The sequence below is a fragment of the Cupriavidus pinatubonensis genome, assembly GCF_019602855.1.
Lineage (GTDB): Bacteria > Pseudomonadota > Gammaproteobacteria > Burkholderiales > Burkholderiaceae > Cupriavidus > Cupriavidus pinatubonensis.
Map to the genome: position 1 here is coordinate 1,753,985 of NZ_CP080767.1, position 12,734 is coordinate 1,766,718.

12 protein-coding genes are annotated in these 12,734 nt (G+C 61.7%); 8 read left to right on the top strand and 4 right to left on the bottom strand.

The genetic code is table 11. The annotated features are described in order from the left end of the window. Positions 1-153 precede the first annotated feature (153 nt). The 4 genes from K2O51_RS20705 to K2O51_RS20720 all read left to right on the top strand — a co-directional run bounded on the left by K2O51_RS20705 (position 154) and on the right by K2O51_RS20720 (position 4,845). A complete protein-coding gene (locus tag K2O51_RS20705) occupies positions 154-1,134 on the top strand; it encodes a quinone oxidoreductase family protein (RefSeq protein WP_220631588.1) in 981 nt (326 codons plus the stop codon). Positions 1,135-1,207: 73 nt separating this feature from the next. After that, on the top strand, positions 1,208-2,278 hold the full coding sequence (locus K2O51_RS20710) for a beta-keto acid cleavage family enzyme (protein ID WP_011297761.1): 1,071 nt from the start codon (positions 1,208-1,210) through the stop codon (positions 2,276-2,278). 187 nt (positions 2,279-2,465) lie between these two features. Then, the gene (locus K2O51_RS20715; protein WP_011297762.1) at positions 2,466-3,458 is read left to right on the top strand and encodes a Bug family tripartite tricarboxylate transporter substrate binding protein; all 993 of its coding nucleotides are present in this window, start codon (positions 2,466-2,468) and stop codon (positions 3,456-3,458) included. 226 nt (positions 3,459-3,684) lie between these two features. Further along, positions 3,685-4,845, top strand: a complete 1,161-nt coding sequence (locus K2O51_RS20720) for a porin (protein ID WP_011297763.1) — start codon at positions 3,685-3,687, stop codon at positions 4,843-4,845. 265 nt (positions 4,846-5,110) lie between these two features. Here K2O51_RS20720 and K2O51_RS20725 read toward each other — a convergent pair whose 3' ends face one another. Further along, the gene (locus K2O51_RS20725) at positions 5,111-5,857 is read right to left on the bottom strand and encodes an SDR family NAD(P)-dependent oxidoreductase (protein WP_011297764.1); all 747 of its coding nucleotides are present in this window, start codon (positions 5,855-5,857) and stop codon (positions 5,111-5,113) included. 42 nt (positions 5,858-5,899) lie between these two features. Beyond that, entirely contained in the window at positions 5,900-6,835 is a 936-nt protein-coding gene (kce, locus tag K2O51_RS20730) for a 3,5-dioxohexanoate:acetyl-CoA acetone transferase (protein WP_041679589.1), read from the bottom strand. Positions 6,836-7,052: 217 nt separating this feature from the next. On the opposite strand from kce, the gene K2O51_RS20735 reads away from it, so the two are divergent. The 3 genes from K2O51_RS20735 (at position 7,053) to K2O51_RS20745 (ending at position 9,593) form a co-directional block, all read left to right on the top strand. Continuing rightward, entirely contained in the window at positions 7,053-7,898 is an 846-nt protein-coding gene (locus K2O51_RS20735) for a TauD/TfdA dioxygenase family protein (protein ID WP_220631589.1), read from the top strand. A gap of 60 nt (positions 7,899-7,958) precedes the next feature. Then, on the top strand, positions 7,959-8,954 hold the full coding sequence (locus tag K2O51_RS20740; RefSeq protein ID WP_220631590.1) for an NADPH:quinone reductase: 996 nt from the start codon (positions 7,959-7,961) through the stop codon (positions 8,952-8,954). Positions 8,955-9,023: 69 nt separating this feature from the next. Beyond that, the gene (locus K2O51_RS20745) at positions 9,024-9,593 is read left to right on the top strand and encodes an RBBP9/YdeN family alpha/beta hydrolase (RefSeq protein ID WP_140950072.1); all 570 of its coding nucleotides are present in this window, start codon (positions 9,024-9,026) and stop codon (positions 9,591-9,593) included. A gap of 57 nt (positions 9,594-9,650) precedes the next feature. On the opposite strand, the gene K2O51_RS20750 is transcribed toward K2O51_RS20745, so the two are convergent. Beyond that, positions 9,651-10,298 (bottom strand): DsbA family oxidoreductase, encoded by a 648-nt coding sequence (locus tag K2O51_RS20750; RefSeq protein ID WP_011297769.1) that lies wholly within the window; start codon positions 10,296-10,298, stop codon positions 9,651-9,653. Positions 10,299-10,557: 259 nt separating this feature from the next. Between K2O51_RS20750 and K2O51_RS20755 the strand changes: the two genes are divergently transcribed. Beyond that, the gene (locus K2O51_RS20755; RefSeq protein ID WP_220631591.1) at positions 10,558-11,634 is read left to right on the top strand and encodes an AraC family transcriptional regulator; all 1,077 of its coding nucleotides are present in this window, start codon (positions 10,558-10,560) and stop codon (positions 11,632-11,634) included. Here K2O51_RS20755 and K2O51_RS20760 read toward each other — a convergent pair. Next, positions 11,621-12,622, bottom strand: coding sequence for a Bug family tripartite tricarboxylate transporter substrate binding protein (locus K2O51_RS20760; protein ID WP_220631592.1), 1,002 nt, complete (start codon positions 12,620-12,622; stop codon positions 11,621-11,623). The two genes, K2O51_RS20755 and K2O51_RS20760, sit on opposite strands and share 14 nt — an antisense overlap. Positions 12,623-12,734: the final 112 nt, after the last annotated feature.

Here is a 12,734-nt window from a genome sequence, read left to right on the forward strand (position 1 = left end):
CGTCGCTGTCAGAAAAGGGAAAGCGCCAGACGCATACGGGAAAGCGAAAAGCCGTGTCAGACCCGATGATTCGCCACACAGGTTGACCCTCCGGCAAGCCCGACCGGCAAGCCGCAGGTGCAATTTCATATTCCACAGAAGACAGGAGACGACATGGCGAAAGTCGTTAGGATTCACGAAACGGGCGGCCCCGAAGTCCTTCGGTTTGAAGACACGACGGTGGGCGAGCCGGGACCGGGAGAGGTCCGCGTGCGTCACGTGGCCGTCGGGCTGAACTTTGCCGACACCTACTTTCGCAGCGGCATGTATCAGGTTCCGCTGCCCAGCGGCATCGGCAATGAAGCCGCCGGCTTGATCGAGGCCGTCGGGCCCGGCGTCACGCACCTGTCGGTTGGCGACCGCGTGACTTACACGGGCTTTACCAACACGCTGGGCGCATACAGCACCGAGCGCCTGATTGCCGCCGCACCGCTGATCAAGCTGCCGCCTGAGATCAGTTGTGAAGTCGCCGCGGCAATGACCATGCGAGGCTTGTCGGCCTCGTATTTGATGCGCCGGATCTGGCCGTTCAAGGCGGGCGACACCATCCTGCTGCATGCCGCGGCGGGTGGTGCCGGCCTGATCATTTCGCAGTGGGCCAAGCTGCTGGGTCTGAACGTGATCGGAACGGTATCCACCGATGCCAAGGCGGAAGTGGCGCGCGCCCATGGCTGCGATCACACGATCAACTACAGCCATGAGGACGTGGCCAAGCGCGTGCGCGAACTGACGGATGGCGTGGGCGTATCGGTGGTGTTCGACAGCGTGGGCAAGGACACCTTCATGGCCTCGCTGGATTCTCTCAAGCGCCGTGGCCTGCTGGTGTGCGTCGGGTTTGCCTCGGGCCCGGTCACCGGGTTCGATCCGGCAATCCTGGCACGCAAAGGTTCGGCATACCTTACGCGCCCGGGCCTTGCCGACTATATCGCCGATCCTGCCGAGAAGGCGGAACTGGTCAATGAACTGTTCGGCCATGTGGCGGCAGGCCGCATCCGTATCGAGATCAATCAGCGCTATGCGCTAGAGGATGCCGTGCAGGCACACCGGGATCTCGAAGCCCGAAAGACCACCGGATCATCGATTTTCGTGATTTGACAGATCCCTCCGGCGAAATTCTCTTCTCTGGTTCGACGCTTGATCGTCTCCATTATTCTGGATATCCAATACCATGCATTTCCTTGACGGCCACCTGTACCCCGAAAACCAGCAACCGCTGATCATCACCGCCGCTCCCTACGCGCCGGGCTGGATCCCGGAGGACTTCCCGGAAGATATCCCTGTCACCATGGAGGACCAGATCCAGAAGGCGGTGGATTGCTACGAAGCCGGTGCACGGGTGCTGCACTTGCATGTGCGCGAAGCCAACGGCAAAGGCAGCAAGCGCCTGTCCAAGTTCAATGAGCTGATCGCCGGCGTACGTGAAGCCTGCCCCGAGATGGTCATCCAGGTCGGGGGCTCGATCAGCTTCGCGCCTGAAGAGGGCCAGGGCGCCAAATGGCTTAGCGATGACACGCGCCATATGCTCGCCGAGCTGGATCCGAAGCCGGACCAGGTGACGGTGACCGTCAACACCTCGCAGATGAATGTGACGGAACACGCAGGTATCGATGATTTCCGCGGGGTGTCGCGGGGCTTCCCGGAGTACTACAACACGTACAAGGACATGGTCGTGCCCTCGACTCCCAGTTGGTACGAGGAGCACGTTAAACGACTGTCGGCAGCCGGAATCCAGAGCGCGTTTCAGTGCTACAACATCAATAGCTTTGAAACGGTTGAGCGAATGATGCGCCGCGGCGTCTACAAAGGTCCGCTGGTCATGAACTGGGTGGCCATCAGCGGCGGCATGGACCAGGCGAACATCTTCAACCTGGCAAACATGCTGCGTGCTGTGCCTGATGGCGCGGTGCTCACGGTGGAAAGTTCGGTACTCAATGTCCTCCCCATCAACATGATCGGGATGGCTTTGGGCCTGCATGTTCGTTGCGGCATCGAGGACGTACTCTGGAACCAGACCCGCACCGGCAAGATGAGCACCGTCGAGCAGATCAAGCAGTTGGTGCGCATCGCCGGTGAATTCGGCCGCCCCATCGCGACTGCACAGCAAACGCGTGAGATCCTGAAGCTTGACGTGTTCTACGACACCGTGGAAGAGACGCTCCAGGCCAATGGCTTCACGCCGAATCGCAACGGTGGCCATCAGGGCTTTCTCAAGAAGTTCGAGATTACTCGCGGCGACTAATCAGCGGACGCTTGCAGTCCTTCAACGGTTCACACGTCCCTTTCTTGCTGAGCTTCGCGTTGGCGTTGCTCTGCCTCATTAGGCGGCGTGGCGTTCGTCATTGGCGTTGCTCCACTGCCATGCCGATGCACATGGAAGGCACACAGGCCGAGCGATCGGCCACAGAACAATGATATGGAGGGTGACAATGATATTTCGAATGCAAAAGCCGCTTGCGGCCACGCTGGGCACGGTAGCGCTTGTGGCATTGTGCGCATCCGCGCCGGCGCGCGCGGAAGATGCGTGGCCCGCGCGCCCCATTCAGATGGTCGTCGCCTCATCGGCAGGCTCGGGAACCGATTCCCTGGCACGCCTGATGGCGCAACGGTTGTCGGTGGCCCTGAAGCAGCCGGTCGTCGTTGACAACCGGCCGGGCGGCAGTGGCGTGGTCGGGACCAACGTTGTCGTCAAGGCGCCGTCCGACGGATACACGCTGCTTTACACCACGGCATCGAACATGGTCATCGCCCCGGCCGTGTTGAAGACCATCCCCTACGATCCGAAGAAGAGCCTTGTGCCGATCGCCGAAACGGCGGAGGGTGGGGTAGTGCTGCTGGTGAGCAACGATCTGCCGGTGCACAACCTGCCGGAGCTGATCCAGTTCCTGAAGGCGAACCCGGACAAGTACGGCTACGCCACGTGGTCCACGGGCTCGTCAGGGCAACTGACGATGGAATGGCTCAAGAAGCAGACCGGTGTGAAGACCGATCACGTCCCGTACCGGACTTCGAATCAGCTGTTGACCGACCTCGCCTCAGGTGTCGTGAAGATCGGCTGGACCGATCCGGGCGCGCCCATTCCGTTCCTGCGTTCCGGCAAGGTCCGCGCCATCGCGATTGCCGGCAATGCGCGCGCGCCGCAACTGCCTGATGTCAAAACCATGGGGGAACAGGGCTACAAGTTCGACGCGGTGGGCTGGTTCGGCGTCTTCGCACCGGCGGGGACCAGTCCGGCAATCCTGAAGCGGCTGGCGGATGAGATCAGCAAGGTCCAGAAGTCTCCCGACGTCGCCACCACGATGAAAACCATGAACTTCGGGCCGCCCCCTTCGAAGACTCCGGAGCAGTTCCGCGACCTGGTCAGTCACGACCTGCAGCTCTGGTCGAAGATCGCGACCGATGCGGGCATTCAGATCGATTAACGCTCTGATTCCGCTGCAGACCCGCAGCAAATTCAAGCTTTAAAACCGGACGAAGCGCAATCGCTCACCCAAAGGGAGAGGGAACGCGCTCGTCCCTGCAGATGCGCGGCTGTATTGCGCATGGGGGGGAAATCGACCCTCGATTCGCCCCCTCAAACGCTTCGACCTCTTGGCATTCGCGCGCCACCGGGTTGAAGACGACAACAATGAACGTGGAGGAGTTCTGGTGAAAAGAAAGATTCTTGCCCTGGCTGCTGTCAGTGCGTGTGGGGCAGCGAGCGCGCAATCCGGCGTGACCTTGTATGGTGTGGCGGATATCAACGTAGAGTACGTCAACCGCGTCGGCGCCGCCGTGCCGTCGGCCGCCAACGGCTTCCAGTCGGGTGCCGGCCATAGCGTCGTCCGCGAGAATTCCGGCGGGTACTCCGGCTCGCGTTGGGGGCTTCGCGGCACGGAGGATCTGGGCGCCGGAATGAAGTCCATCTTCGTCCTGGAAAGCGGCTTCAATCTCGATAGTGGCGCGTCGCAGCAGGGCGGGCGTTTGTTTGGTCGCCAGGCCTTTGTGGGTCTTAGCTCCGAATATGGTCAGCTCACCTTCGGCCGGCAATACCATTCGATGTTCTCGACGCTGGCCAACTTCATTCCGGCCCGATATGCGACCCAGTATGAACCCGTGGGCGTGATCGCCGGTGCGAATTTCCGCGAGGACAATGCGCTGAAGTACGTCGGCGTGTTCGGCGGCCTCACGGCACAGGCCAACATGTCGTTCGGCGTCGGGACGACACTGCCGCAAGTCATCGCAAGCGTTCCGGCCGCCGGCGGCAATGGCGAGGTGCCGGGGCAGTATCGCCGCGACACGGCCTATGGTGTTGGCTTGAGCTATCTCGCCGGGCCGTTCGGGGTAGGCGTTGCCTACGATCAATGGAATCCGACGATCGGCACTGGCAGCGGTACCTTCAAGAAGGCCGCGGTCATGGGCAGCTACGCTTTCAACGCCACGGCGAAAGTCATGGGCGGTTATCGCTGGGGCCAGAACAAGAACCAGAATGGCGGCCTGACCATGCGTGACGATTTCTATTGGGTCGGCGGTCAGTACCGGTTCTCTTCTGCACTCGACTTCACGCTCGAGTATGACTATCAGAACGTGAAGAGCCTCGGCGGCAATACGCACGTTGCCAATCCCTGGCAGGTTGCGCTGATTGCCGACTACACGCTCTCGAAGCGGACAGATATCTATCTGACCATGGCCTATGCCAAGAACGCCGGCCTGGCGATGGAATCGGCAGCGAGCAACTATGCCACCAGCCTGACAGTCAACAACTACGCGCTGTCCAATGGCCAGAGCTCGATGTTTGGCGCCGCTGTGGGTATCCGCCACGTGTTCTGAAGGCGGCTCTGAAGAGCCATCTGCATGAGTCTCCACCGGAAATGCCGATCTTCAGCCAGCCTGGCACTTTCCTCGGCACTTCCGGCTTCAAAGGTTCGACAGGTAGCCCCTGTGGAACCTTTGTCTTTTTTTAATAAGCGAATGTCTGGGGAATGCGCGTCTGGGGTCCGCTTTAGACGAACCAAAAATGAACGAAGCGGCGCAGCGCTATGATTGCGCCTCTCCGTAATGCTTTGGTGGGTGACGACGCCTTGTGAAAGGCCGCTTACGCGGCAGTCTTCCCGCCGTTGACGTGAAGGATCTGGCCCGTGATGTACGTCGCTTGCTCGGAGGCCAGGAAGAGGATTGCATCGGCCACTTCCTCCGGCGTGCCGACGCGTCCTGCGGGAATCGTTGCCGCGACCGACGCTACCCGATCGGTGCCGCCCGCAATGCGCTCGAGCATGCCGGTTTCAATCGGGCCGGGCGCCACGGCATTGACGCGGACATTCGATTGGATGGCATCGAGCGCCGCCGACTTGGTCAGGCCCTCGACCGCGTGCTTGCTGGCCACGTACATCGGATTGCGCGGATTGCCGCGGCTGCCCATCGTGGACGAGAGATTGACAATCGACCCACGCTTTTGCGAGATCATTGCTTGCAGCTCGTGCTTCATGCAGAGGAACGTGCCAAGGACATTCGCATTGAACGTCGTCGTGTACGACTCGACGGTCTGCTCGACGATCGACCCCGGTGTTCCTTCCGTCCCGGCACTGTTCACGGCGATATCGAGCGATCCAAAGCGTTCGATGGCATGCCTGACAAGACGGATGACATCGCCCTCAAGGCTGATGTCGGCCGCGAGGAAGTCTGCTTCGGCGCCCATTTGCCGGAGTTCCGAAACGAGCGCGTCTCCGGCCGTGGCGTTTCGCCCGGAGCAGACCAGCCGCGCGCCTTTGGCTGCGAAGGCAAGCGCCGTCGCGCGGCCGATGCCTGCGGTTGCACCGGTGATCAGGACAACAGGATGAGACATGTGGAGTTTCCTACAGTGAGTGAAGAGAAGCGATTCAATGGATCAGAACGCGACAGCGTCCCGGCCCTTCAGCTGAAGCATGTCGCGGGCTTCGTCCGGCGTGGCTACCTCGAGGTTCAGTGACTTCAGAATGCCGACCACGCGTCTGACCTGGTCGGCATTGCTCCTGGACAGCCGGCCCCGGTCTTCCCACAGCGAATCCTCCAGCCCGACGCGAACGTTGCCGCCCATGGCAGCGGCCATCGAGGCAATCGGCATTTGGCTGCGGCCGGCGCCGAGCACGGACCAGTAATAGTCCTTCCCAAACAGGCGCTCTGCGGTGCGGCGCATATGCATGACGTCGTCGGGGTGCGTGCCGATGCCGCCGAGCAGTCCAAATACGGACTGGATGAAGAAAGGCGGCTTGAGGATGCCGCGGTCAATGAAATGCGCAGCGGTATAGAGATGGCTGGTGTCGTAGCACTCGATCTCGAAGCGCGTGCCGTTGTCGGCGCACGATTCAAGGATGTAGCGGATCTCCTTGAACGTGTTGCGGAAAACGCGGTCTTCGGAGCCCTCGAGGTAAGGGCGCTCCCAGTCGTACTTGAATGTTTTGTGCCGGGCGATCATCGGATAGAGACCGAAGTTCATCGAGCCCATGTTCAGCGAGGCCACCTCGGGCTTGAGCTGCAGCGCCGGCTGCAGGCGTTCTTCGACGAGCATGTTGGGAGCGCCGCCCGTCGTGAGATTGATCACAACGTCCGAACGCGCTGCGATCCGTGGAAGAAACTCGAGGAAAAGCGCGGGATCCTGTGATGGCTGGCCATTCTCCGGCTTGCGCGCATGGAGATGGACGATTGCGGCGCCGGCCTCTGCCGCCGCAACGGACTCGTCTTCGATGTCCCTGGCGGTAATGGGGAGATGAGGCGACATTGTCGGGGTGTGAATACCGCCCGTCACGGCGCACGTGACGATCACTTTGTTCTGTGGTGCTGCCATGGTAGAGGCCCTTCGCGCTTTGGCTGTGAAATGCACACGTTCGTGCGACGTCCTCATGCTACGAAACATCGCCGTCCCTTGCCGCAGTTGCGCGCGCAATGTCGCGAATTGGAAAGTCAATGTCCTGAGCAAATAAGCATGGAAGCCTGGAAGGCCAGATACTTGCTCACCAGAAAGTCGGACAGACAGAATCAACCGGACTGCAGGAGACATAGCAATGAAGATCAGGCAAATCACCCCGGCCATTGGTGCCGAGATTTCCGGCGTCAACCTTGGCGAGGGGGCGCGCGATCCGGCACTGTTTGCCGAAATCAAGGCGGCGTTGCTCAAGCACCGCGTGCTCTTCTTTCGCAAGCAGGAGATCACTCGCGCCGATCATGTGGCCTTCGCAAGCGCTTTCGGCAAGCTCGAAGACCATCCGGTTGTCGGCAGCGTTCCTGATCACCCGGGCCTCGTGAAGGTCTATCGCAGCGACAACCCGCACAGCTACGAGAACAGCTATCACTGCGACGGCCTGTGGCGTCCCAACCCGGCCATGGGCGCGGTGCTGCGCTGCCTCGAATGTCCGGAGATCGGCGGCGACACCATCTGGGTCAACATGGTAAAGGCGTACGATGAACTGCCTGAAGAGATCAAGAGGAAGATCAACGGCCTACGCGCCAGGGCCAGCATCGAACACAGCTTCGGCGCAGTCATGACGCCTGAAGATCGCGCCAAGCTGGCCCAGGATCATCCTGCGGTGGAGCATCCGGTGGTGCGCACCCATCCGGAGACCGGGGAGAAGATCCTGTTCGTCGGCGCCTCGTTCACGACGCATTTCACCAACTACAGTACGCCGGACAACGTGCGCCACGGCATCGACAAGTCGCCCGGCGCGTCCCTCCTGCTCAACTACCTGACTAGCCGCGCCACCATTCCCGAGTACCAGGTGCGCTGGGCCTGGCAGGAGGGCGATGTTGCAGTGTGGGACAACCGCAGCACGCAGCACTATGCGGTCAACGACTACTATCCGGCGCCGCGCAAGATGGAGCGCGCGGGAATAGTGGGTGATATCCCATACTGATTCGAAACTGGGCCAGCAGAACGACTTGATGCGCGCCATGCGCAACGGCACAAGGGCACCATGAAGGCGATCTGGTACGAAAAACAAGGGCGGGCGGAAGAGGTGCTGGCCTTCGGCGAGCTACCCACGCCGCAACCGGCCCCTGGCGAGGTCCGCGTGCGCCTCCACGCATCGGCCGTTAACCCGGCAGATGCAAACCGGCGCGCCGGACGCATGCATGGTGGCATGGAGTTCCCGCGCATCATTCCGAATAGCGATGGCGCGGGTGTGATCGACGCGCTTGGGCATGGCGTCGACCAGAAGATGCTGGGCACGCGGATTTGGTTGCATTTCGGACAGCGCGGGCGTCCGTTCGGTACAGCGGCAGAGTACATCTGCGTGCCACACGAATTGACGTCACCACTGCCCGAGCATCTGGACTTCGCGCAGGGCGCATGCCTGGGCATTCCTGCAATGACGGCATATATCGCCCTGTTCCAGCGCGGAGCGATCAAAGGCAAGTACGTCCTCGTGACCGGCGGTGCGGGAGCCGTTGGGCACTACGCGGTGCAACTCGCCAAGTGGGGCGGCGCACATGTCATTGCCACCGCCAGCTCCGCACGCAAGGCGGCTCACGCCGCAGCGGGTGGCGCCGATGCAGTGGTCGACTACCGTGCTCCCGATGCTGCGCAGCAGATTCTCGATGCCACTCACGGGCAAGGCGTAGACCACATCGTCGATGTCAATGCCATCGACAATTCCAGGCTGTGCTTCGAAGCAGCCGCTAACCATGCGCAGTGGGTCTCGTATGCAAACGGTGCCGGCCTCGAACAGGCGGTTCCGCTGGTCACGCTGATTCGCAAGAACCTCTGCCTGCAGGGACTCTACCTGCCGGGATTGCCCTACGAGATGCGCTGGATTGCGCAGGAGGGCTTGTCGCGCTGGATGCACGACGTCCCGAATGCCATCCACGCTGTCGACAGCGTCTTCGACCTGCAAGACACCGAGAAGGCTCATCAGGCCGTCGAGGCCGGCGCGAAGCTCGGCACCGTTGTGGTTCAGTGTGTCGCGCAATAGATCACCAGCGCCGTGCTCGCTGGCGGACATAACAGTGAGTTTTCCAATCAAACGAGGAGTGTAAATCCCATGACATCCGGAAATCAGCCAACCGTTGTGATCGTTCCCGGCTTTCGCGATCACATGCCGGAGCACTGGCAGTCGCTGCTGGCAGAACGCCTGGAGCAGCAGGGAAGAGCGGTGCGCATCGTGCCCCAGATTGATCACGACAAGCGGTTGCGCCGTGCCAGGGTCGAGAACCTGGAGCGTGTTGTCAGTAGCATCTCGGGACCGGCCATCCTCGTTGGCCACAGCGTGGGGTGTCTGATCACCGTTCACTGGGCACAGGAGACGCAGTGCGCGGTGCACGGCGTACTGCTTGCCGCGCCGGCCGACTTCGATAGCCCGTTGCCGCCCGGATACGCGGTTCCGCAGACGCTGGCGGATGAAGGATGGACCCCGATTCCGCGGCGGCCCCTCAAATTCCCGAGCATCGTCGTCGCGAGCCGCAATGATCCGCTCGGCAAGTTCGAACGAATCCGCGAGATGGCGCAGGCTTGGGGCAGCCGGTTCGTCGATGCCGGGGAAGTCGGGCATCTGGGGCCGGCGGATGGCTTTGGGACGTGGCCGCTGGCGGAGGCGCTTGTTCAGGAACTCTGATCAGGAGCGGCATCGATCCAATGCCTGATTGGTTCGATGCCGCGATGCAAGCGCTCGTCAGCCCTGACGCTTCGCCAGGACCTCGCGGATGATCTGCGCGAAGGCGTCGGCTGACTGCCCGCCCGCGACGAGATAGCGGTTGTCGAAGATGATCGACGGAACGGAATTGATACCCATCGCCTGGAACTCCGCGACTTCCGCGCGGACCTCGGCAGCATACTCGCCGCTCTCCAGCACGCGCTGTGCTTGCGCGGCATCGAGCCCTGCAGCCTTGACTGCTTCCAGCAGTACCTCGTGATTGCTGGGGTCCTTGCCGTTACCGTGATATGCCTTGAGCAGCGCCTCCTTGAGCGCCAGCGCCTTGCCCTGCGTACTGGCCCAGTGCAGCAGCCGATGACCGTCGAAGGTGTTGTAGACATGGGTCCTGGGAGCGAAGTCGAAACCGGCGCTTGCGCCGCGTTCGCGTATCAGCGCAAGCCTCTCCGCGACTTGCGTAGCGGTACTGCCGTTCTTCCTGCTAGCGTAGTCGAGAAGGGTCTGGCCTTCCGGCGGCATATCCGGGTTCAGTTCAAACGAACGCACGACGACTTCGGCATCCACTTCGTCGCCAAGTTGCTCCAGCGCGTGCTTGAGCGACGACAAGCCGATGGCACACCACGGGCAGGCAATATCGGAGACGAAGTCGATCCGCAGTGCTTGAGTCATTTCCTTTTCCTGTGAGTGATCTTTTTTCGCATGTCAGATCATCCTGCACGGCGATACTTCGCGCTTTGCATTACGTGCCAGGCATTTGACCTTTTGTGACAGCGGGCACTGGTGCAGGAAACAATGGCGCGCATCGTTGCGGATTCGGAGAAGACAGGAATGGCGTAGTGCCATGACCGGCTTTTCGTGGCGGGTTAGTCCGGCTTGACAATGCATGACCTAGATTTACCATGGACTGTCATTTTCTGATTAGCCCCCGATGTCGCTACTTGTCCGCGCCGCAGCCCTTACCAACTACTGCGAAGTTGCGCGTGCCGGCGGGCTTGATCCGCTACGAATGATGTTTGACGCCGGAATCAGTCCGAGCGTACTGCGCGAGCCGGATCTCATGATTCAGGTGGATCGTTTCGGGCGGCTGCTCCAGACCTCTGCAACGCTGTCAGGCAACGAGAGTTTCGGATTGAGCATGGCCGAGTCGCGCCTGTTGTCCAACCTGGGGCCGGTAGGCATGCTGATCCGCGACCAGGCGACGCTGCGCGACGCGCTCGGCATGTTGATGCGCTACCAATCGATTCTCAACGGCGCGAAGTCGCTGGCAGTCGAGGAGTGTGGTGGACGGGTCATCATTCGCGAGGTACTGATCGCCGGCAGCGCGCATCAGCCAACTCGCCAACGGGTTGAACTGGCGCTGGGGGTCATGGTGCGGCTGATACGCCAGCTCATCAAACCGGACTGGCAGCCGCAGCGCGTATGCTTCGAGCACCCGGCCCCGCGCGACCTCAGTACGCATCAGCGGTTCTTTGGCCCGAACGTCGCATTCAATTGCGATTTCAATGGCATCGTCTGCGCAAAGTCCGATCTCGATGCGCGCAACCCGTGGGCCGATCCGGCCATGGCACGCTACGCGCAGCGCCTGATCGACGAGTCGGCCGCGGCGCGGCAGACGACCATGCTTGAGGACGTACGGCGCACGATCCTGCTGTTGTTGCCCGGCGGGCGCTGCAGCGTCGAGCAGGTCGCGGAAAATCTCGGCGTGGTCTGCCGCACGGTCCAGCGCAGGCTGGCGGAGCAGGGGCAGAGCTTCTCATCGGTCGTCAACGACATCCGCGTGGAACTCGCAATGCGTCATGTCGTCGAGAGCGATCGACCTTTTACCGAGGTGGCGACGCTGCTCGGCTTTTCTGCGCCAAGCGGATTCTCGCGCTGGTATCAGACGCAGTTCGGATGCAGCCCCAAGGAAAGCCGCGCTGCAAGTGCCGCGGTGGGCGAACGGGTGACAGCAACCCCATCTCCTGCCCGCTCGTCGCCCACAGTCAGGCCTCTCAGTCGAGGGTGATCTTCCCCGCCTTGACGATCTGGCCATAGCGCGAAATATCGCGCTCGATCAGTTTGCGGAAATCCTCGGATGTACCGCCCACCGGCACGAAGCCGAGGTCGGTCAGCTTCTTCGCCACGTCCGGGCTGCGCGTTGCGGCGGCAATTTCCTTCGCCATGCGGTCAACCACCGGCGCCGGCGTGCCGGCAGGCGCCAGCAGGCCAGTCCAGGAACTCATGACGAAGCCCGGGAAGCCTGACTCTTCCATGGTCGGGATATTCGGCTCGCCGGGCCAGCGCTTGGCCGAGGCAACGGCCAGCACATTGATCTTGCCGGACTTCACGTGCGGCATCGGGACCAGCAGCGGATCGAAGGCGACCGACACCTCGCCGGATATGAGCGCCGGCAGGATCGGTGCGCTGCCGTTGTAGGGAATATGAGTCATCTTGACTTTCGATTCCATGGCCAGGCGCTCGCCGGTCAGGTGTGCCGAGCTGCCTACGCCGCTGGAGCCGAAGGTCAGCGTGTCCGGATGCTTCTTGCCGTAGTCGACCAGTTCACCGACGGTCTTGACGGGCAGCTTCTTGCTCGAGAACAGGAACAGCGGAAGTTCCGCCATCTCAGCCACCGGCACGAGGTCCGAAGGCTTGTAGCTGAGCTTGGAATACAGCGACATGTTGGCGCTGTAGGCTGCAAGCACCGAGACAAAGGTATAGCCGTCCGGCGCCGAGCGCGCGGCGACGCCTACGCCCAGCGTGCTGTTCGCGCCGGGCTTGTTCTCGATGATGATCGGCTGGCCGAGGCTTTGCGCGACCTTCTCGAACACGACGCGGGATACCGTGTCGGTCGACCCGCCGGGCGTGTAGGGAACAATGACCTTGATCGGCTTGGTCGGCCACGCGTCGGCGGCAAAAGTGGTGTGGCCCAGAACCATGCCTGCAATGGCGAATGTCGCCAGTCGTGCGCCGCGCGCCACGGAATTCTTGATGCTCAACTGCGTCTCCTGCATTGGAACAAATCTTCCCCCGCGTTTGCCGGGGTTCTCGCGGTCAATCCGCAGGCCGATTATGCCGGAGGGGGCGAGGGCGTATTTCGCGCGAAGCCCGCAATCGGCCGCATGC

Bases quoted from the DNA above. Each gene is read 5' to 3' on its own strand.
- K2O51_RS20745 (WP_140950072.1), top strand. From the start codon at position 9,024: ATGACATCCGGAAATCAGCCAACCGTTGTGATCGTTCCCGGCTTTCGC.
- K2O51_RS20760 (WP_220631592.1), bottom strand. From the start codon at position 12,622: ATGCAGGAGACGCAGTTGAGCATCAAGAATTCCGTGGCGCGCGGCGCA.
- K2O51_RS20725 (WP_011297764.1), bottom strand. From the start codon at position 5,857: ATGTCTCATCCTGTTGTCCTGATCACCGGTGCAACCGCAGGCATCGGC.
- K2O51_RS20755 (WP_220631591.1), top strand. From the start codon at position 10,558: ATGTCGCTACTTGTCCGCGCCGCAGCCCTTACCAACTACTGCGAAGTT.
- K2O51_RS20750 (WP_011297769.1), bottom strand. From the start codon at position 10,298: ATGACTCAAGCACTGCGGATCGACTTCGTCTCCGATATTGCCTGCCCG.
- K2O51_RS20740 (WP_220631590.1), top strand. From the start codon at position 7,959: ATGAAGGCGATCTGGTACGAAAAACAAGGGCGGGCGGAAGAGGTGCTG.
- K2O51_RS20705 (WP_220631588.1), top strand. From the start codon at position 154: ATGGCGAAAGTCGTTAGGATTCACGAAACGGGCGGCCCCGAAGTCCTT.
- kce (WP_041679589.1), bottom strand. From the start codon at position 6,835: ATGGCAGCACCACAGAACAAAGTGATCGTCACGTGCGCCGTGACGGGC.
- K2O51_RS20735 (WP_220631589.1), top strand. From the start codon at position 7,053: ATGAAGATCAGGCAAATCACCCCGGCCATTGGTGCCGAGATTTCCGGC.
- K2O51_RS20715 (WP_011297762.1), top strand. From the start codon at position 2,466: ATGATATTTCGAATGCAAAAGCCGCTTGCGGCCACGCTGGGCACGGTA.
- K2O51_RS20710 (WP_011297761.1), top strand. From the start codon at position 1,208: ATGCATTTCCTTGACGGCCACCTGTACCCCGAAAACCAGCAACCGCTG.